Annotated in this window: 20 protein-coding genes; 7 read left to right on the top strand and 13 right to left on the bottom strand. The window is 60.4% G+C overall.

Annotated elements, in window-relative coordinates:
• Positions 1-9: 9 nt before the first annotated feature.
• The 3 genes from IF654_RS16550 to IF654_RS16540 are packed head-to-tail and all read right to left on the bottom strand — an operon-like array spanning position 10 to position 2,932.
• Entirely contained in the window at positions 10-1,287 is a 1,278-nt protein-coding gene (locus IF654_RS16550; protein WP_048376425.1) for an L-fuconate dehydratase, read from the bottom strand.
• Positions 1,288-1,301: 14 nt separating this feature from the next.
• Positions 1,302-2,150 (bottom strand): ureidoglycolate lyase, encoded by an 849-nt coding sequence (locus tag IF654_RS16545; protein ID WP_194862215.1) that lies wholly within the window; start codon positions 2,148-2,150, stop codon positions 1,302-1,304.
• Between the two features lie 41 nt (positions 2,151-2,191).
• Positions 2,192-2,932: an SDR family oxidoreductase gene (locus IF654_RS16540; protein ID WP_047276849.1), complete on the bottom strand. Its 741-nt coding sequence runs from the start codon at positions 2,930-2,932 to the stop codon at positions 2,192-2,194.
• Between the two features lie 9 nt (positions 2,933-2,941).
• Between IF654_RS16540 and IF654_RS16535 the strand changes: the two genes are divergently transcribed.
• Both IF654_RS16535 and IF654_RS16530 read left to right on the top strand, forming a co-directional pair.
• Complete coding sequence (locus tag IF654_RS16535) at positions 2,942-3,190, top strand: hypothetical protein (RefSeq protein WP_194862216.1); 249 nt, start codon at positions 2,942-2,944, stop codon at positions 3,188-3,190.
• A complete protein-coding gene (locus IF654_RS16530; RefSeq protein WP_047294941.1) occupies positions 3,171-3,932 on the top strand; it encodes a FadR/GntR family transcriptional regulator in 762 nt (253 codons plus the stop codon). The genes IF654_RS16535 and IF654_RS16530 overlap by 20 nt, the downstream gene beginning before the upstream one ends.
• 36 nt (positions 3,933-3,968) lie before the next feature.
• On the opposite strand, the gene IF654_RS16525 is transcribed toward IF654_RS16530, so the two are convergent.
• The 6 genes from IF654_RS16525 to IF654_RS16500 all read right to left on the bottom strand — a co-directional run bounded on the left by IF654_RS16525 (position 3,969) and on the right by IF654_RS16500 (position 11,143).
• Entirely contained in the window at positions 3,969-5,279 is a 1,311-nt protein-coding gene (locus IF654_RS16525) for a histidine-type phosphatase (RefSeq protein WP_194862217.1), read from the bottom strand.
• 150 nt (positions 5,280-5,429) lie between these two features.
• On the bottom strand, positions 5,430-6,734 hold the full coding sequence (locus IF654_RS16520) for a histidine-type phosphatase (protein WP_194862218.1): 1,305 nt from the start codon (positions 6,732-6,734) through the stop codon (positions 5,430-5,432).
• Between the two features lie 37 nt (positions 6,735-6,771).
• Positions 6,772-7,530 carry an oligogalacturonate-specific porin KdgM family protein gene (locus tag IF654_RS16515; protein WP_048376433.1) on the bottom strand — a complete coding sequence of 253 codons (759 nt, stop codon included), beginning with the start codon at positions 7,528-7,530 and terminating at the stop codon, positions 6,772-6,774.
• Positions 7,531-7,683: 153 nt separating this feature from the next.
• Positions 7,684-9,072 (bottom strand): MFS transporter, encoded by a 1,389-nt coding sequence (locus IF654_RS16510; protein WP_194862219.1) that lies wholly within the window; start codon positions 9,070-9,072, stop codon positions 7,684-7,686.
• Positions 9,073-9,151: 79 nt separating this feature from the next.
• Positions 9,152-9,985 (bottom strand): inositol monophosphatase family protein, encoded by an 834-nt coding sequence (locus tag IF654_RS16505; RefSeq protein WP_194862220.1) that lies wholly within the window; start codon positions 9,983-9,985, stop codon positions 9,152-9,154.
• 147 nt (positions 9,986-10,132) lie between these two features.
• Positions 10,133-11,143, bottom strand: a complete 1,011-nt coding sequence (locus tag IF654_RS16500; protein WP_047281037.1) for a LacI family DNA-binding transcriptional regulator — start codon at positions 11,141-11,143, stop codon at positions 10,133-10,135.
• A 279-nt stretch (positions 11,144-11,422) separates the two neighbouring features.
• Here IF654_RS16500 and IF654_RS16495 point away from each other — a divergent pair, with 279 nt between their 5' ends.
• Complete coding sequence (locus IF654_RS16495) at positions 11,423-12,664, top strand: glutamine synthetase family protein (protein WP_169835827.1); 1,242 nt, start codon at positions 11,423-11,425, stop codon at positions 12,662-12,664.
• Between the two features lie 103 nt (positions 12,665-12,767).
• Positions 12,768-14,108, top strand: coding sequence for an MFS transporter (locus IF654_RS16490; RefSeq protein WP_194862221.1), 1,341 nt, complete (start codon positions 12,768-12,770; stop codon positions 14,106-14,108).
• 51 nt (positions 14,109-14,159) lie between these two features.
• Here the strand turns inward: IF654_RS16490 and IF654_RS16485 are convergent, their stop codons facing one another.
• The 4 genes from IF654_RS16485 to flgA form a co-directional block, all read right to left on the bottom strand.
• On the bottom strand, positions 14,160-14,900 hold the full coding sequence (locus IF654_RS16485; RefSeq protein ID WP_047278066.1) for a flagellar brake protein: 741 nt from the start codon (positions 14,898-14,900) through the stop codon (positions 14,160-14,162).
• A 93-nt stretch (positions 14,901-14,993) separates the two neighbouring features.
• Positions 14,994-15,461: a flagella synthesis protein FlgN gene (locus tag IF654_RS16480; RefSeq protein ID WP_194862222.1), complete on the bottom strand. Its 468-nt coding sequence runs from the start codon at positions 15,459-15,461 to the stop codon at positions 14,994-14,996.
• Positions 15,462-15,511: 50 nt separating this feature from the next.
• Complete coding sequence (gene flgM, locus IF654_RS16475) at positions 15,512-15,835, bottom strand: flagellar biosynthesis anti-sigma factor FlgM (protein WP_194862223.1); 324 nt, start codon at positions 15,833-15,835, stop codon at positions 15,512-15,514.
• A 151-nt stretch (positions 15,836-15,986) separates the two neighbouring features.
• A complete protein-coding gene (gene flgA / locus IF654_RS16470) occupies positions 15,987-16,757 on the bottom strand; it encodes a flagellar basal body P-ring formation chaperone FlgA (RefSeq protein ID WP_047276827.1) in 771 nt (256 codons plus the stop codon).
• Between the two features lie 77 nt (positions 16,758-16,834).
• Here flgA and IF654_RS16465 point away from each other — a divergent pair, with 77 nt between their 5' ends.
• From IF654_RS16465 to flgB, 3 genes are all read left to right on the top strand, one after another.
• Entirely contained in the window at positions 16,835-17,767 is a 933-nt protein-coding gene (locus IF654_RS16465; protein ID WP_047276825.1) for a chemotaxis protein CheV, read from the top strand.
• Positions 17,768-17,813: 46 nt separating this feature from the next.
• On the top strand, positions 17,814-18,641 hold the full coding sequence (gene cheR, locus IF654_RS16460) for a protein-glutamate O-methyltransferase CheR (RefSeq protein ID WP_047276821.1): 828 nt from the start codon (positions 17,814-17,816) through the stop codon (positions 18,639-18,641).
• Between the two features lie 252 nt (positions 18,642-18,893).
• Positions 18,894-19,301 (top strand): flagellar basal body rod protein FlgB, encoded by a 408-nt coding sequence (flgB, locus tag IF654_RS16455; protein WP_047276819.1) that lies wholly within the window; start codon positions 18,894-18,896, stop codon positions 19,299-19,301.
• Positions 19,302-19,304: the final 3 nt, after the last annotated feature.

Genomic DNA, 19,304 nt, shown 5'->3' with positions numbered 1-19,304 from the left:
GACTGGGTTTCAATCCCGGTAGCGATACTGCTCGCGGGATGCGGCTTTCATCTGGATCGAAAACCCCGGTGCCTGGGGCGGCATGTACGCGGCATCGCGAATCACGCACGGGTCTTCGAAATGCTCATGCAGGTGATCGACAAACTCCACCACTCGCCCTTCATGGGTGCCAGCGATGCACAGGTAATCGATCATCGACAGGTGCTGCACGTACTCGCACAGGCCAACCCCGCCTGCGTGCGGGCACACCGGCAAGTTGTACTTGGCCGCCATCAGCATCACCGCGAGCACTTCGTTGACCCCGCCCAGGCGGCAGGCATCAATCTGCACCACGTCGATAGCCTCGCGCATGATCAGTTGCTTGAACACGATGCGGTTTTGGCACATCTCGCCGGTGGCCACTTTGACCGGCGCGACGCCCAGTCGGATAGTGCGATGTCCTTCGACGTCATCCGGGCTGGTGGGCTCTTCGATAAACCACGGGTTGGCGAAGGACAATTCGCGCACCCAATCAATGGCGGTGTCGACTTCCCACACCTGATTGGCATCAATCATCAATTTGCGGTCCGGGCCCAACACTTCGCGGGCGATGCGCACGCGGCGGATGTCGTCTTGTAGGTCATGCCCGACTTTCAATTTGACGTGGGAAAACCCCGCATCCACGGCTTCCTGGCACAGGCGGCGCAGCTTGTCGTCGGCGTAACCCAGCCAGCCGGCGGACGTGGTGTAGCAGGGGTAGCCGTGGGCTTCGAGCAGCGCCATGCGTTCGGCCTTGCCGTTGGCGCGCTCGCGCAGCAGGCTCAGCGCCTCGTCGGGGGTGATGCAATCAGTGAGGTAGCGAAAATCGATGCAACGCACCAGTTGCTCGGGGCTCAGGTCGGCCACCAGGCGCCACACCGGTTTGCCTTCAGCCTTGGCCCACAAGTCCCACGCGGCGTTGACCACAGCGCCGGTGGCCAAGTGGATAGCGCCCTTGTCCGGGCCGATCCAGCGCAATTGGCTGTCGCTGGTGACGTGACGCCAGAAACGGCCCATGTCCTCGGCGATCCAGTCCAGTTTCAAGCCCACCAGCAGGCTGGCCAGGGCCTTGATTGAAGCGCAGCAGATTTCATTGCCGCGGCCGATGGTGAACGTCAGGCCATGGCCTTCAAGGCCGGGGGTGTCGGTTTCGAGGATGACATAGGCCGCGGAATAATCCGGGTCCGGGTTCATCGCGTCGGACCCGTCCAGCGACTGCGAGGTGGGGAAGCGAATGTCTTCGACCCGTACGGCGGTAATGGTGGTCATGGCGCAACTCCCTGTCAGTCGGCATCTACCGTGCGTTGGTGTTGTTCACCCAGGCCACTGATGCCCAGGCGGATCTGCTGGCCGGCGCGCAGGTACACGGGCTCTGGCTTGATGCCCAGGCCGACGCCGGGCGGGGTGCCGGTGGAAATCACATCACCGGGTTGCAGGCTCATGAATCGGCTCAGGTAACTGATGATGGTCGGGATCTGGAAAATCATGGTTCGTGTGTTGCCGTTCTGATAGCGCTTGCCATCCACTTCCAGCCACAGGTCGAGCTGGTGCGGGTCGGGAATTTCATCGCGCGTCACCAGCCACGGGCCGAGCGGGCCAAAGGTGTCGCAGCCTTTGCCCTTGTCCCATGTGCCGCCCAGCTCCAGCTGAAACGCGCGCTCGGACACATCGTTAATCACGCAATACCCGGCCACATGTTCCAGCGCATCGTCTTCGCTGATGTAGCGGCCGCCCTTGCCGATGACCACGCCCAGTTCCACTTCCCAGTCAGTCTTGTGCGAATGACGCGGGATTTCGATGTCGTCGTTGGGGCCGACAATGGCGCTGGTCCATTTGCCGAACACCACCGGCTCGGCCGGAATCGGTGCGCCGGTTTCGGCGGCGTGATCGGCGTAATTGAGACCGATGCAGATGAATTTTCCGACTTGACCGACACATGCACCCAGGCGCGGCGAACCGGGTACGCGGGGCAACGAGGCGGGGTCGATGTCTCGCAGACGGTTCAGGTTGTCGGGGCTCAAGGCCTGGCCTGCAATGTCCGTGACCACGGCAGACAAATCCCGCAGCTCACCGTTGTCATCCAGCAGGCCTGGACGTTCCTGGCCTTTTTCGCCAAAGCGCAGCAGTTTCATAAAAGCTCCTTGAAGAGGTAAAGAGAGGGCGCAGCGGTGGGCTAGTTGCTCCAGCCGCCGTCAATGATCTGGGTGGTACCGGTGGTGAAGCCGCTGGCGCTGGACCCCAGGTACAGCGCCAGTTGCGCGATTTCTTGCGCCGAGCCGATACGGCCCATGGGCTGGCGGCTGACGAACGCGGCGTACACCTCGGCTTCGCTGCGCTGTTCGCGCAGGGCCTGCTCGGTGATGCGCTGGCGCAGGGAGGGGGAGTCCACCGTGCCGGGGCAAATGGCGTTGCAGCGAATGTTCTGGCTGACGAAATCGGCCGCGACGGCGCGGGTCAAGCCAATCACCGCGCCTTTGCTGGCGCAGTAGGCGAAGCGGTTGGGCACGCCTTTGATGCTGGACGCCACCGACGCCATGTTGATGATCGAGCCGCCGCCGTTGCTCAGCATTGCCGGCAGAAACGCACGGATCATGCGGTACATGGCTGTGACGTTCAGGTCGAGGGCGAAGGCCCAGTCGGTGTCGTTGCATTCGAGGATGTTGCCGCTGTGTACCACCCCCGCGCAGTTGAACAGCACGTCCAGCGGGCCCAGCTCGGCGGCGAGGCGCTCAATGGCGTGCGGGTCGGTGACGTCGAGCAGGTGTTTGTGCGCGCCGTGCAGTGAGTCCAGGGCGGTGGCATTGATGTCGGTGGCGAAGACCTCGGCGCCAGCGGCGAGGTAGGCCTGCACACTGGCCTGGCCAATACCTTGGGCTGCCGCGGTGATGAGGACGCGTTTGCCGGAAAGATCCATGGATGCTCCGTGACACTGTTCATTATTGTTATTTGGCCCAATGGTCAGGCCATTGTAGGCGTGCGCATGGCAAAACCGGGGAAGGATTGGGCGGCGCTTTGCGTTATGATCGCTGTACGTTACCCATCCAATGGTCAGGCCATTGAACCTTTTGTAGCATGCACGTTGCACCGCAACAAGCGCCTTTTTACGGCCGCGTGGCGTGCAGAGCGCCGAATTGAGCAGGACAAAAACCGACATGCCTTTTCAAGTGATTGATAACCAACGGCTTTATCGACAGATCGCAGATCAGTTGCGCGCCCTGATCGACAGTGGAGAATTTCCACCCGGCAGCCGCTTGCCCGCTGAACGTGAACTGGCCAAGTTGTTGGGCGTCAGTCGCGCGTCCGTGCGTGAAGCCATGATTGCGCTGGAAGTGATCGGGCTGGTGGACGTGCGCGTAGGCAATGGCGTTTTAGTGTGTGAGCCGCCAGTCAAACCCGTGTCCGATGAACCGGTGATGGCGCAAGTCACGCGCAATCAGTGGCAAGAACTGGACCCGGAACTGGGCATCGAGGTGGATTTCAGCGCGGAAATTCCGCCGTTTGCCTTGCTCCAGGCCCGTCGTTTGATTGAGCCCGAAGCCGCGGCGCTGGCGGCCGTGAATGCCAGTGATGAAGAGCTGGCCGGGATTCGTGAGGCGTTCGAGCGCAACGTGCAGGACAACCGCGAAGGCTCGCACACCCACCCCGGCGACCGCCTGTTTCACATCCGGATTGCACAAGCGTCTGACAACCCGGCGTATGCGCTGATGATTCAACATTTGCTGGGCCATCGTTACGGCAGTCTGTTCCAGCGCCTGCAAAGCCATTACACCTCAGACGACATGCCACACCGTTCCGAAGACGAGCACCGCACCCTGCTGCATGCCCTGGAGCAGCACGACGCGCAAGGCGCGCGTCAGGCAATGGCTGACCATCTGGACGAAGTCATCCGCATCTTCAGTCGAAACGCGCAATAAGCGGCAGGCATTGCGCCTGCCGCGTGGCGTGACGGTTTACTGAAAGCGGTAGGGCGTGAGCGCGGTCGGGTCGATGTTTCGCTCGACAGTCGCCATCGCGGCCTTTAGCGGGCACAGCAGGCCGACGCGGGTGGTGCGGCAGTCCGTGGCGCTTTTGAACTCGCTGTTCAGCGGTTTTGCCTGGCCTTGCAGCTGCGTCAGGTTGCGAATCTGGTCCATCGACTGGGCTTCAAACGCGATGCGCAAGAAGTAGTCCCCGGTGCTGACTTCCCTGTAGCGCTCAAACTGCAACGTGCCCACGGGCGGAATGTTGTTTTCAATGTAGTCGCCCAGCTTCCAGCCAAAGCCAAGCATGGTGCGCAGGTAAGAAATGTTGGTGTCGTGGGCCACCAGCAGCATCAGCGGCACGTCAGGCGGCGTGTCGGTGACGTTTTTGGCGGCTAGCGCCGTGCCTTGTTTGAGTGCCAGAGCAATCTGGTTCATCAGCTCCGACGCTCCCCGGCTGGCGATGTAGGGGATGTCGTTCAGGTAATCGTATTTGGCTTTGGTCAGTACCATCAGGGCCGACACGTCCGCAGCCGTGGGGGCGTGGCCGAACGCGACTTTATCCAGCGGCAGGCCCTGGCTGTATTCAAGGCGGAACACTTCGCCCATGTTGGCGCCCGCGCTCAGGCCCTTGATCGAAAATCGGCCCTTTTCGTTTTGCACCAGTTTCCAGGGTTCGTGGCCGTAGGGGCAGTTCACGTCTGGCAAGCAGGCCACTTCACGCAGGGTTTCTTCAAACGGGGCGTAACGCTTCTGGGCGGCCTCCACGCTGCCGCCCAGTGCCTTGAGGATCTGCGCCTTGGCTTTTTCGGCGTCCAGCGCGGCAAAGCTCATTTCATTGGCCTGGAACAGGGCGTCCTGTTTGCCCGCCACGTAGGTGGGCTGGAAGCCGCAGCCGGGGAACATGCCGTCGAGTAACGCCTGGGCCGTGGCCTTGGTGCGTTGCAGGGGGCTGGCATGTGCCAGCACCGTTTTGGCGTCCGGGCAACCCTGGGGGATCAGCCCGGCGTGGCGCAGGACCGTGCCGCGATAGCGGCCCATTTCCACCGCCCCGGTGTAGCCGTGACCGGTCAGATTGCCCAAGGGCACCAGCCAGGTCGGCCATTGGCGCTGCGTGACCTGAGTCAGCAGTTTTTCATTGGACGCGGTCGGGGGCCGTACGCCGTGGCGGCTGACTTGCACCACTTTATCCAGCACGTAGCCATCGCTGCTGGCGGTTTGGGCAAGCGCGACGGGCGTGAGTGCACTGCCCAGCAACAGGCCAAGCGCGAAACGGGTGACAGAGAACGCGGAGTCTTTCATGGGATTTCCTTTTGGCAACGCGGCGCAGGGGAACCAGCCGGTTCTTCCCCGACACAAGTGGCGACAAAGTCTAGTCGGCCAAATCCAGAGGCGCGGCATTTTGTGTGCGCTGGCGCAGGCTACTTGATGTCGCAGCCCGCGCCCCCGTTGTCAGGGATAGCGGTACGCGGTCAGGGCGGTGCGGTCGATGGCCGTGTTCAGGCGCTCGGCAAAATCCTTGAGCGGGCACAAGGTGCCGACCTGAGTGACCTTGCAGCCGGGCAGGCTGAAGTCAGCCTGCAGCGGCGGATTGTCGGCATTCAACGGCGTGAGGTGGCGCATTTGATCCGGCGTCTGGGTGACGAACGTGGTGCGAATGAAGCGCTCGCCGCTGTCCGCGTCGCGGTAGCGTTCAAACGCCAGGGTGCCGGTGGGCGGGATATTGCCCGGCTGGTACTCGCCCAGCGTCCAGTGAAACCCGAGCATGGTGCGTAACTGCGAGAGGTTAGTGTCATGGGCCACGATCACCAGCAACGGTGCCGTCGGCGGGTTGCCCAGTGGATCGGCCTGCTCCAGGGGCGTGCCTTGCTCCAGCGCCAGGCGCAGCTGATTCATCAGTTGCGAACCGCCACGCCGGGCGATGTGTGGCGTGTCATTGACGAAGTCGTATTTGGCCCGGTGCAAGCGCGTGAGTGCCATCACCTGTTTGGCATCGGCTGCGTGGCCGAACGCTACCTCGCTCATGGGTTTGCCCTCGCTGTATTGCAGGCGGAAGGTTTCGCCCAGCGAAGAGGCTTTATCCAGCCCCTTGATTTTCAGGCGCCCCTCATCGTTTTGCTTGATGACCCATTGCGCGTCGTAAAACGGGCACGGTTTGCCCTCGACACACGCGGCGGCCTTGAGCAGGTCGAGGTCGGGTTGCAGGCGGGCCTTGGCCGCTTGCAGGTCGCCACCCAGCGCCGTGAGGATTTCAGCCTTGGCGATGGCCGGGTCGACGCGGGCGAAGTCCATCTTGTCAGTCTGAAACAGCGGATCGAGGGACTGCGCGCTGGCGTGGGGTTTCTCGCCGCAGCCGGGGAACATGCCGTCCATCAATGCGGCGGCGGTGGCGCGGGTGCGTTGTTTGGGGCTGGAAACCGCGTACAGCGTGCCGTTTTGCGGGCAGCCGGCTGGCAGCAGACCGGCCTGGCGATACTGCTCGGCTTGCCAGGCGCCCATCAAACTGGCGGCCAGATAGCCGTGGCCGGTGAGTTCACCGTCGCGCACCAGCCAGGTGGGCCATTGGCGCTGTGTGGCCTCCACCAGTTTGGCGGTGTCGGTTTGCGGGCGTATGCCGTGGCGGCTGACCTGCACCGCTTTTTCAAGCACGTAATGGCCTTCGGCCTGAGCGTGGGCCGTGAGTGGGCTGCTCAGGCCCAGGGCGACGCTCAACAGGGGGCCGCCCAGGCGGGCAAGGCGTGAGAGAGAAACGTTCATTCGCAGTCTCCAGCAGGGATTGAAGGGCAGGGCGCGGTCAGAATTTGTATTTGAAGCCCACGCGGTAGCGGGCCTGACGCTCGTCGGTGTTTTTGTCGACGTAGACGTCCGCCACTTCAACGTACGGGGTGAAAGAGTGGGTCAGCTTGTAGTCGATATACAGCTTGTTGCTGTAGTTACGTTTTTTGCCATCGAAGGCGATCTGGTTGCTGTAGATCTCTTTGCGCGCCACGCCGATGGACATGTGTTCCATCTTGTACTTGCCGCCTAAGGACCAGACGTTGTCGCGTTTGGTTTCGTTGCCGTTCTTGTAGGTCGTGACTTTGTAGTAATAGCCGGGCGTGGCGGAGAAGCCGTAACCCAGTTCATACGGGAACTTCAATGCAGGCTTGTAGGACTTTTTGTCTTTGCCCTGTGAGTAGGTGAACTTGGGTTTGAACTTCAAGTGTTTGGTGAGTTTGTGCGAGTACTTGACCTTGCCCTTGAGGGAGTCTTTGGTCATGTGTTCAAACGGCTGGCCCGGCTGGCCATTGCTTTTTTCGGCCGGGCTGGCGACGAACTGGAAAGAGAACGCCAGACCGTTATCCAGGGCCTGGGTGATCATCACTTTGTCGGTGTGATCGCGATCTTTTTCGTTGTACTGGTGCTGGTAATCCAGTTCCAGCGCCTGAGCCGCGCCAGGCATCAGCAACAGGCTGCCTTGCAGGGCGGCGGCACACAGGGCGGCCATCAGGGCGTGGTTGTAAACAGGTTTGCACACGTGTGCAATTCGGGGCGTGCTCAATGGGTTAGTCATCGTGTTGGCTCATTTATTGTTGTTGTTAGATCCAAGACAAATACGCGGGATTTGAGGGGCTTGGTTAACACAACTCCTTGCTGGCATCTGCCAACTATGCGGGGTGAATGTTTCAGGGATATGTCACTTTTTGTTTCAAAATCAACAGGCTGTTCAGGGCTGCACCGGCACCAGGGTTTCTTTGCGCTTGGGCAAGGTCGGCGGCCTGCGCTGTTGCAGGTGCAGGGCGAACAGGGCCGTCATCAGTACCGAGACGAGTGAGGCGCAGACCCAGAAAATCGACAATGTCTGGAAGTCATATGCCTTGCTGCCATCACTGAGCACTGTGGTGCCGTGTTCGATTAACACCCCGGTGAGGATTTCCCCGGCGGCGGCTCCTGCGTAACTGGCGATGCCAATCATGCCCAGTGCAGCGCCCGCGGCCCCTTTGGCGGCGATGTCGGTGGCCATCAAGCCGCCCAAAAAGCACAGCAGCGCGCCCATCGACAGGCCGAAAAACAGCATGGCGGTTGCGTCGAGCCAATAGTGGCCCGCCGGAACGAACAGGAATGCGCTCAGCGACAAGGTGTTCATCAGGCCGAACAGCATCGCCAGTGCGTTGCGTTTGCCATTGAAAAAACGGTCGGAGATCAAGCCGCTGAGCCCGGTGCCGATGATGCCGAACACGCCGGTGATGGAGATCAGTGTCGAAGCGCTCAAGGTGTTGTACGCCTTGGCGTTCTCCAGAAAAAACACGCCCCAGGAGATCACCGCGTAACGGCCGATGTACATCAGGCACGACGCCATTGCCAGCAACCACAGGGCCGGGTTTTTCAGCAGGGCCAATTGTTTGCTGAAGATGCTCGGTGCGGGCGAGTCGCCGGGGGTGGGCGTTTGCGCTTCATGGTGCACGGCAGGGAAGCCGCAGCTTTGCGGCGAGTCCGCCATGAAAAAGAAGATCAAAGCCAGCCCGGCCAGCCCCATCAGGGTCGCCAGCCCGTAGCCATACTGCCAGCCCCACGTGACCACTACGGCGGCCACGGCCACGTAGGTCAGGGCCTCGCCCAGGCTGTGGGCAATCGACCAGAAGCCATAAAACGTGCCGCGTTCCTTGTCGCTGTACCAGCGTGACAGCGAGACCACGCACGGCCCGACGCCCATCGACTGCGCCCAGCCGTTGAGGCCCCAGATCAGGGTCAGAATCACGGTGTTGGTGGTCAGGCCCATGCAGGCATTGACGAGGGCGCTGAGCAGCAGACCCAGCATCATGAAACGCCGCACGTTGGCGTGATCGGCCAGAAACCCCTTGACCAATTTGCCGATGGCGTAGGCGAAGAACAGTGCCGATCCGATGATCCCCAGTTGCGCGGGGCTGAGCAGGTTATGGGCGACCAGCGCGGGCTTGACCACGTTGAACGACAGGCGGCACACGTAGAACAGCGCGTAGCTTAGGGACATGGATATAAAGGTTTGCCAGCGCAACCGCTTGAACCGATCCATGTCCGGGTTGGCCGGGCCTGGCCGGGCGGGCGCTGCCTTGAAGGCATTGAGCAAAGAAATCATGGCGCAAGGTTTCCTGTTTATTGTTTTTCAGTTCGCGCCCTGCAGGCACGCGCTGTTTCAGGTCAGGCAATGCTGTGGGTCAGGCGCTCAGCGACGGTCCGATCAATTGCGCCAGCGCAGGGTAGAGCTGCGGGGCGGCGACCAGTAACGGGTTGCCGTCGGTCAGGCCGTCGTTGCGCAAAAAGTCGCTGCAGTGCCCGCCGGCTTCGCGAACCAGCACCAGCCCGGCCAGGCAGTCCCAACTGTTGATGTGGGTTTCGTAGTAGCCGAGCAAACGGCCTGCCGCGACGTAGGCAATCATTAATGCGCCCGAACCATTACGAATGAACATGCCGCCTTCATCCAGCAGGCGATTGAGGAACGGCAAAAAGTGTTCTTTGCCGCGCCGGTGGGAGGTGCCGACCCCGGTCAAGCCCTGGGTCAGGTCGGTGGCCGGGTTCACTTCAATACGGGTCTGGTTCACAAAGGCGCCGTGGCCCCGGCAAGCATGAAACAGTTCGTCATGGTTGGCATCGGCCACGGCGCCCAGCCACGGTTCGCCGTCCACCAGCAGGCCAATCGACACGCACCAGGTGTGCAAGCCGTTGACGAAACAACTGGTGCCATCAATGGGATCGACCACCCAGATGCAGCGTGCTTGCAAATCGCTGGCGCCGGTTTCTTCCCCTACAAAGCCGTCCTGCGGGAAGTGCTCGCTCAGTTGCTGCTTGATGAAGGTTTCAAGCTCGCGGTCGGCGATGCTGACCACGTCTTGCCCCACGCCCGCCTTGTGACTGACTTCCAGGCTGGCGCGCTGGCGGTAATAGTCGAGCCCCAGTTGCGCCGCTTGCACCGCGATGCGCTGAGCCTGACGGTAGCGTTCCTCAAGGGCGAGTGGCTCGGGCGGCAGAAGGGCAGAAAGACGGTTCGGCATGCTGACATCCTCAGGTTTGCACACGTGTGCAATCGGGTTTCAAAAAAAGTGAGTCGTCCGGCTGCAGGAGAGAGGGTGCAGGGACGACCCACTGTTGAGGCCATACAGCACGAAATAAAAATTCAATTCAAGTTCAAAATAAAACAATTATTCCAAAGTGCTGTTGCGTCTGACCAGCGTGACCGGGATAGAGCGGTGCGGCGTTGGCAGAAGAAAATTTTTCCGACGGGCGACAATCGCCGCGACGGCACCGTTGGCCAGTTCGCGGCTGTCCTGACGCAAGCTGGTCAGGCGGTAGGCCAGATGGGCGGCTTGGGGAATGTCGTCAAAGCCGATGATTTGCACATCGTGGGGCACTGCCAGGTGGTGCTCAATACGCACACCGTCCATGGCGCCCAGGGCCAGCATGTCGGTGGCGCAGAAGAGGGCGTCGGGCCGCACCGCGCCACTGAACAAGTGCCGGACCGCCGCCAGTCCGCCTTCATAGCCGGGGGCTGCATCCTGCACCGCCAACGGGGTGATGCCTGCTGCGGCCAAGCCCTCGCTGAAGCCCAGCCAGCGTTCGCGACTGCTGAAATTGTGCAGGCCCTGGCCGATAAACGCCGGGCGCCTGGCACCGCTGGCCAGTAACGTCTGCGCCGCCAGCCGACCGCCGCCGCGATTGTCGCTGCCAATGATGTCGGCGCCCTCCAGTTCGTGACCCCGGTTAATCATCGCCACGGGGATGTGATGCTTGAGGTAGTGCTGAACGACCGACAAGGGCGGCGAGGCCGAGGTCAGAATCACCCCGGCAATTTGATAACTCAACAACGTGTGCAGCGATTGCTCCAGTTGCTGAGGGTTGTCGGCATTCATCAGCAGCGGCATCAGCCCCTGTTTGTTCAGGGCGTCGGTGATCGGGCTGAGCAGGCTGGCGCGGAACGGGCTTTCGAACCCGGCCGTGACCACCCCGACAAAGTTGCTGTAGCCCTTGTTCATGGTGCGGGCGATCAAGTTCACCTGATAGCCCAACGCCTGCGCGGCGGCCAGCACCTTGTCGCGTGTGTGGGGCGCAACGCTGGCGCCCGGCGTGAACGTGCGCGAAACCGCAGAACGCGACACCCCGGCGTGGCGGGCCACATCGTGGGCGGTGATTAAATGGGCGTCGTCTTTAGGCATACCGGGCACTGCGCGAAAAAGTAGAATCGCCACCCTAATGGCTTGCGCCCTAAATGCATAGGGAACCGGGCGCAGGATTTCAGGGATTTAACCCACGCGCGCTTGAAATACCGAACAGGTGGTGCGTATTTTGTACGGGTCGCCGTTCGCGGCTTGTACAACAACAAGGAAAGAGTCATGACGACCGATGGCCAGGGTTCACTCGCGCAGCGACTGACCGGCATTGATGAGATTGAATGTGTGACGCCGGATTTGAATGGCGTTCCCCGCGGCAAAGTGATGACCGCCGAGGGGTTCCTCGAAGGGCGACGCTTGCAGATGGCCCGTGGGGTGCTGCTGCAATGCATCATGGGCGGTTACCCGGAGTCGCGCTTTTACGGCAGCGATGACGGCGATCTGGCGCTGGTGCCCGATGCCGCGCACATTCATCGCCTGCCGTGGAGCACTCCACCCCGGGCGCTGGCCATCTGTGACGCCGACGAGCTGACGGGCGAAAGTTCGCGCCTGTCGACCCGGGGCCAGCTCAAAGCCGTGATCGCCCGGTATGCCGCCCGCGGCCTGGCGCCTGTGGTGGCCACAGAGCTTGAGTTCTTTGTCTTTGCGCCCAACACCGACCCGACCCAGCCGTTCCAGCCACCGCTGGGCCTGGACGGTCGTCGTGAAGTCGGCTTCTCGGCGTTCAGCATCAGTTCCAATAACGGCCTGCGTCCCTTCTTCAATGAAGTCTATGAATGCATGGCCGCGCTCGGGTTGCCCCGTGACACTTTCATGCACGAAATGGGCGTCAGTCAGTTCGAAATCAACTTGCTGCATGGCGATCCGCTGTTGCTGGCCGACCAAACCTTTCTGTTCAAACACCTGCTCAAAGAGGTCGCGCTCAAGCATAGCCTGACGGTGGTGTGCATGGCCAAACCGCTGGCGAAAACCGCCGGCAGTTCGATGCACATTCATCAAAGCGTGGTGGAGCTGGGCACCGGGCGTAACGTGTTCAGTGATGCGGCGGGCCAACCGACCGCGACGTTCCGTCATTTTATCGGCGGTCAGCAGGCCGGCATGGCGGACTTCACCGCCTTGTTTGCGCCAAACGTCAACTCCTACCAGCGCCTCTGCCACCCGTACGCGTCCCCGAACAATGCGTGCTGGTCCCACGACAACCGCGCTGCGGGCTTGCGCATTCCTGCCAGTTCGCCGGTGGCCCGGCGTGTCGAAAACCGTTTGCCGGGTGCCGACGCCAACCCCTATCTGGCGATTGCGGCCAGCCTCGCAGCGGGCTTGCACGGCATCGAAAACCAACTGGAGCCGACCCCTGCGATTCAAGGGGAATTCGAGGTGCCTGAGGCATTGTCATTGCCATGTACCTTGCATGCCGCTCTGGAGCGTCTCAAACGCAGTCACTTGGCGAAGGAACTGTTCGGCAAGGAGTTCATCGAAGGTTACATTGCGTCCAAGACGATGGAGCTCACCAGCTTCTTTGATGAAATCACACCCTGGGAACGCCGCGTGTTAGCGGCTCAGGCTTAATCGTCCAGACGGCACAGGCTTCGGCTCAACCGTTTGAACCTGCTGCGTGCGGGCTGCCTTGGGGCAGCGCGCACGCCACTGCATGGAGTCGCGGGGAACGCCGATGCGCCAAATCTGGAAGTCTTTTAAAGCGTTGTATTTCGCCTCGCTGATGATGTTGATCGGCTCGGGCTTGCTCAGTACCTACCTTGCCTTGCGTCTGGCTGCCGACAATGTCGACGGCCTGTGGATCGGTGCCCTCATGGCGGCCAACTATTTTGGTCTGGTGCTGGGGGGCAAGATTGGTCACCGGTTGATTGCGCGGGTGGGGCACATCCGCGCGTATGCCACCTGCGCCGGGATTGTCGGCGCGGCGGTGCTGTGTCACGGCCTCACCGACTGGCTGCCGGTGTGGCTGCTGCTGAGGGTGATCGTTGGCCTGGGCATGATGTGCCAGTACATGGTCATTGAAAGCTGGCTCAACGAGCAGGCTGATGCCAAACAGCGTGGGGTGGTCTTTAGCCTGTACATGATTGCCTCGTACCTGGGCCTGGTGCTCGGGCAACTGATTCTGGTCATCCATCCGGCCCTCGGCCCGGAACTGCTGATGCTGGTGGCAATGTGTTTTGCGCTGTGCCTGGTGCCGGTGGCCATGACCCGGCGCATTCACCCGGCGCCGTTGCACCCTGCGCCGATGGACCCGAAGTTTTTCATCCAGCGGGTGCCGCAGTCCTTGATTGCCGTGCTGGGGGCGGGGTTGCTGGTGGGGTCGTTCTACGGTCTGGCGCCGCTGTATGCCACGCAGCAGGGCTTGTCCACCGAATTGGTCGGCTTGTACATGGGCTGCTGCATTTTTGCCGGGTTGCTGGCGCAGTGGCCACTGGGCTGGTTGTCCGACCGTTATGACCGGCCCCTGCTGATTCGCGTGTTCGCGTTCATTCTGGCGGTGGTGTCGCTGCCGCTGGCGATCCTGCCCTCAGTCCCCCTGGAGGTGCTGTTTATTGCGGGCTGGTTGAGCGCGCTGGTGCAGTTTTGCATCTACCCGCTGGCCGTGGCGTTTGCCAATGACCACGTGGAAGCGGATCGCCGGGTGTCACTGACGGCGATGCTGCTGGTGACCTACGGCATCGGGGCCAGTATTGGGCCGTTGGTGGCGGGGGTATTGATGAAGGTGTTGGGCAGTCAGATGCTCTACGCGTTTTTCAGCCTGACGGGCCTGGTGCTGGTGTGGCGTATTCGTCCGAATGCGGTGACCAACCTGCATCAGGTCGACGATGCGCCGCTGCAGCACGTGGCCATGCCGGACAGCATGTCCAGCTCGCCTTTGGTGGCGGCGCTTGACCCTCGGGTCGATGAGCAGGTGGTGCAGGATCAGATGCAGGACAACGTAGAACCGACGGTCGTCCCTGAAAGCGCCGAAGGCCCTCAGCCCGAGGGAGAAGGCGCTGATCAGCCGCGTGTTTGAATCACTGTGAAATCTGCACCCTCTCCCGGTGGGAGAGGGTGAGGCGCTGCCTCAATAGTCGTCGTCTTTATCGAACCGTCGCGCATCGCGCTGCAGTTGATACACAAAACGCTCGACCTGACGCTGCACGCCGCCGCTCATGTTGTGAAAGCGCATGCCGGCAAAAGTGATGTTGAGGCGTTCTTCAAAATGCAGGTAGCGCAATTCCACGGGCGTGGTCATAGGGCCGAAGGGCAGGGCGGCGTTGAAGCGCTCGTAGACTTGCCCCAGTTGCAGGCGCTCGCTGACGTCGCCTTCAAAGCGCAGTTTGCAACCCGTGGCTGAGACATCCAGCAACTTGCCTTCCAGCGGGAATTTGATTTTGTCGCCATCGACTTTCACATTCACCAGATCCGCCAGCTTGAGGGCGGCACGGAACGCATTGCGGCGCTGGTGGTAGACGATCTCGGTCGGCAACGCACCGTGGTAGCAGCGGTGGCCGTCTTTGTCGTCAATGGTCAGTTGCGTGGTGCACTCCCAGGCAATGCGAACGCCGTCATGAAAGCCTTCAACGCGAAACGGCTCACCGGCTTCAAGGAAACGCTCACCGTCACGCGGGATCATTTCGTCAAAAGCCAGGGTCGCGGTGTCGCGATCAACTTCGACCAGATAGCTCTGAAAACGCTGACTGCGTTCGTGGAAGGTGATGATCAGCGGGTCGTGGCTCTCTTGTAGCATCCGCAAATGGGCGGAAATTTCCAAAGGCGTGGTAAGCACCTTGGGAGGCTGCGGAGCATCTTCAGCATGGGACACGGTTCATCAATCTCCAGACAAAATACAACAACACGCAAAAAAGAGGCATTTTGCCAGTATGTTGCGTCTTTAGGATAGTGCGGTCACGCGGGCTCACGCCTGGCTGAAAGCGCGTGGTTTGTTGACCAGTGCGGTGGTGCCGCGGGCGTCATACAGCGTATGGGCTTCGCCACCGTGCAAAATGCGCTGCTGATTGGCTGTGATGAGTTGTTGGGTCTGGATGGCCTGGCCGTTGATCACATTGGCGGCCTGACAATCGGCCAGCACCTGATTCAATGCCTCGCTTTGGGCGAGCAGTTGCGGGCCGAGGTCCGAGTGGCTGGCCAGTTGCTCAAGCCCGCTGCGGTTGGCCGGCAATCCAAGGCCCACCAGAATTTCGCTGCGCTTGCGGCCATGCTGATCGAGCAGAATGATCAACGACTGTTTGCGCGCCAGAATGTCTTCGAGCACCAACATGTCGCGCCCTTGCAGGGCAATGGTTTCGTCCTGCAGCAAGGCGAGCAGTTTCTCGGCAGGGGCGAAGTCGTCGTTGATCAGTTGCAATAAAGTCGTGTCGTGCATGGCTGGCTCTGGAATTTAAGCGTCCAAAAGCCTGGCGCTTGCCCCAAGGGCTAGCGCTGGGCTTCCAAGTTGAGCAATTTGCTGGCAACCCGATTGCTGTCGACGGTGTAGGTGCCGTCGGCGATGGCTTGTTTCAACTCGGCCACTCGGCCTTTGTCGACAATCGGTTGATCGCGCAGCGAATCGCTGATTTTTTGCAATTGTTGTGCCCCGTCACTGAGGTGCACAGATTCACCGCTCGGGGCGCTGACGCCCGTTTGCTCCTGAGTGGCAGGGGCCGATTTAGTGGCGCTGCCTGCTTCCTGACTGCTGTTGCTGCGCGCAGTGCCGGTTAAAGGCGCGGCGTTGTTAAGGCGACTGAAGTCGATGACCATGATGGAAAACCTCTGGGTATTTGGACGCTTGCCATGTTTTCGGCCATACCCGAGAAAACTTTAGGCACGATTAATCATACGGCGACGCGCAACCGTACTGATCTGCGTCAAGCGACAGTGTAGGAAAGTTGAGAGACGTATGCCAACTGTCCTACAAAGCCACCTCCACTTGCCCCGGCCCGGTAATGCGCGCTTTGATAACCCGTTTGGAGTTCAGGTTCTTCACCCGCACCTGTTCACTGAGGCCGCCGTCGGACAGGGCTTCGCCGGGCATTCTCACCGTCAAGGTGCCGCTACGGGCATTGATCACCACTTGATCGCCCTTGCGCACCACAGCCGCTTGCTCCAGGTGCGTCAGGGTCAGCACCTGATCGGTGACCATGGGCCGCAGGAGTTTTTGCCCGACTACCAGTTCCACGGCGGTCATGTAACCCTGCGTGATCAGGCCCACGTCGCGCTCGCGCAACACCACATCGTCATCGCTGATGATCGTGCCGCGTTTGAGGGGGTGGAGCACGGTCACCACCTCGCGAAATAACTTTACCTGTGCCGGGACAAAAATGGTCCAGGGCGAGCTACCCTCACAGCGCACACGCACCGTCACGCGGCCCATGGGTTGCGCCGGGCTTTCGAGGGTGGCTGTCAATTCCTTGTCGCACTGAGCGAGGCGCAAGCGCGGATCAAGGTTATTGACCTGAATCTCGTAGCGGCCTTCTATCTGACCAGTGGCAAGGTAGTCTTCGACGGTGAATTCAAGAAAGCCTTGGGTCACGCCGATAAGCTGTGTAGGAGAAGTAAATCCATCTGCGTATGACTGTGTGCCCACGCTTATCAGGCAGACAGCCGCAAGCATACTTGCACAGCGAAGGCGCAGCGTCTGAAGGATCGGCCGGTGGCAAGAAATTGTCGTTTTTGCATTCATGGCGGATAAATAGCAAAGCCCGTGCCGTTTACCGGGCGATGTGCGTCGCAACTTAAAGTTTCTAAGGGGAACCGTGTATGGCTGGGGTGATGGATTCGGTTAACCAGCGCACACAACTGGTCGGGCAGAACCGCCTGGAACTGTTGTTGTTTCGCCTGGATGGGCCACAGCTGTACGGGATTAACGTGTTCAAGGTGCGCGAGGTGCTGCAATGCCCCAAGCTGACCGTGATGCCCAAATCCCATCCTGTGGTGTGCGGTGTTGCGAGTATTCGGGGGGCGACCATTCCGATTCTGGATTTGGCCATGGCCACCGGTTCAGGCGCGCTGAAAGATCAAAGCAGCCCGTTTGTGATTATCACGGAGTACAACACCAAGACTCAGGGGTTTCTCGTGGGCGCGGTCGAGCGCATCGTCAACATGAACTGGGAAGAGATCCATCCGCCGCCCAAAGGCACGGGGCGTGACCACTACCTGACGGCGGTGACACGGCTGGACAATCAACTGGTCGAAATCATCGACGTTGAAAAAATCCTGTCAGAGGTTTCGCCGTCATCGGAAAGCATTTCCCACGGGGTGGTCGATGTCGACACCCACACCAAGGCCGTGTCGTTGCGGGTGCTGACGGTCGATGACTCGTCAGTGGCGCGCAAGCAGGTGTCACGTTGCCTGCAAACGGTGGGCGTGGAAGTGGTCTCGCTTAATGATGGTCGCCAGGCGCTGGAATATCTGCGCAAACTGGTGGACGAGGGCAAGGACCCGTCAGAAGAGTTTCTGATGATGATCTCGGACATCGAGATGCCGGAAATGGACGGTTACACCCTGACGTCTGAAATCCGTAGCGATCCGCGCATGCAAAATTTACACATCATTCTGCACACTTCGCTGTCCGGGGTATTCAATCAGGCGATGGTCAAGAAAGTCGGCGCCAATGACTTTCTGGCAAAATTCCGCCCTGATGACCTGGCATCCCGGGTCGTCGACCGGATCAAAGAAGCAGATCACAGCTAAGGACGCAGTCCTTGGCGGTCAACACGATTTATAGAGGCAGGATCATTTGTCTACGGCTAATTTGGATTTTGAGCAGTTCCGGGTTTTCCTGGAAAAAGCCTGTGGCATTTTGCTAGGGGAGAACAAGCAGTACCTTGTTTCCAGCCGACTGAACAAGCTGATGGAACAGCAAGGTATCAAATCACTGGGTGAGCTGATTCAGCGCATCCAGAGCCAGCCCCGCAGCGGGCTGCGTGAGCAGGTGGTCGATGCGATGACCACCAACGAAACCCTGTGGTTTCGCGATACCTACCCCTTTGAAGTGCTGAAAAACAAAGTCCTGCCTGAGTTGACCAAGGCCCATCCGGGGCAACGTTTACGCATCTGGTCGGCCGCCTGCTCTTCGGGGCAGGAACCGTATTCGCTGTCGATGGCCATCGATGAGTTTGAGCGCAGCAACCTCGGGCAATTGAAAGCGGGGGTGCAAATTGTTGCCACCGACCTGTCCAGCCTGATGCTCAACAACTGCAAGACCGGCGAGTACGACAGCCTGGCGATCGGCCGCGGTTTGTCCCAGGAGCGCTTGCAGCGTTACTTCGAGCCTAAAGGGCCGGGGCGCTGGATGGTCAAGGCGCCGATCAAGAGCCGTGTGGAGTTTCGCTCGTTCAACCTGCTGGACAGTTACGCCGGGTTGGGCAAGTTCGACATGGTGTTCTGCCGCAACGTGCTGATCTATTTCTCGGCAGAGGTCAAAAAAGACATCCTGTTGCGCATTCACAGCACCTTGAAGCCGGGCGGCTATTTATTCCTGGGCGCCTCCGAAGCGCTCAACGGGTTGCCGGATCACTACCAGATGATCCAGTGCAGCCCGGGGATCATCTACCAGGCCAAGTAATCCTAACGGGAGCCCACAAGGCTCCCGTTTTTTATGGCGCTGCGGGGCGGCGGTGCGAGTGTCCCGTGCAACAAAGCGGCAGAAAAGCGGCAGTCGGCGGTCAGTGATTGCCGCTTTTCTGGCATTGCCGCGCCCCAGCCCCCGGCAAAGCCTTGAAATACGGGCATGTGAATATTGGCACGGGGTTTGCTCTATCCAGAGCAAGAAGGACCTGAACCACATGTTCAGGTCAGCCCACAAAGGTTTTTCGACATGAGCATCAGCTTCGATAAAGCGCTCGGTATCCATGAGCAAGCCCTGGGTTTTCGCGCCCAGCGCGCTGAAGTCCTGGCCAATAACATCGCCAACGCCGACACCCCGAACTACAAGGCTCGGGATCTGGATTTTGCTTCTGTGCTCGCTGCACAGAATGACAAGAACAAGAACGGCAGCTTTGCCTTGAACATGACCAACAGTCGCCACATCGAAGCCCAGGGCTTGAGCAGCGGCGATGAATCGCTGTTGTACCGCACGCCGATGCAGCCCTCCATCGACCAAAACACGGTCGACGCTCAGCTCGAACAATCGAATTACGCAGAGAACGCGGTCAACTTCCAGGCCAGCTTCACCCTGCTCAACAGTAAATTCAAAGGGCTGGTGTCAGCCCTGCGCGGAGAGTAATCC

It is taken from the genome of Pseudomonas lundensis, assembly GCF_015377145.2.
Taxonomy (GTDB): Bacteria; Pseudomonadota; Gammaproteobacteria; order Pseudomonadales; family Pseudomonadaceae; genus Aquipseudomonas; species Aquipseudomonas lundensis.
Note: the sequence above shows the minus strand (reverse complement) of the source record. Positions and strands in the feature narration are given on the sequence as shown.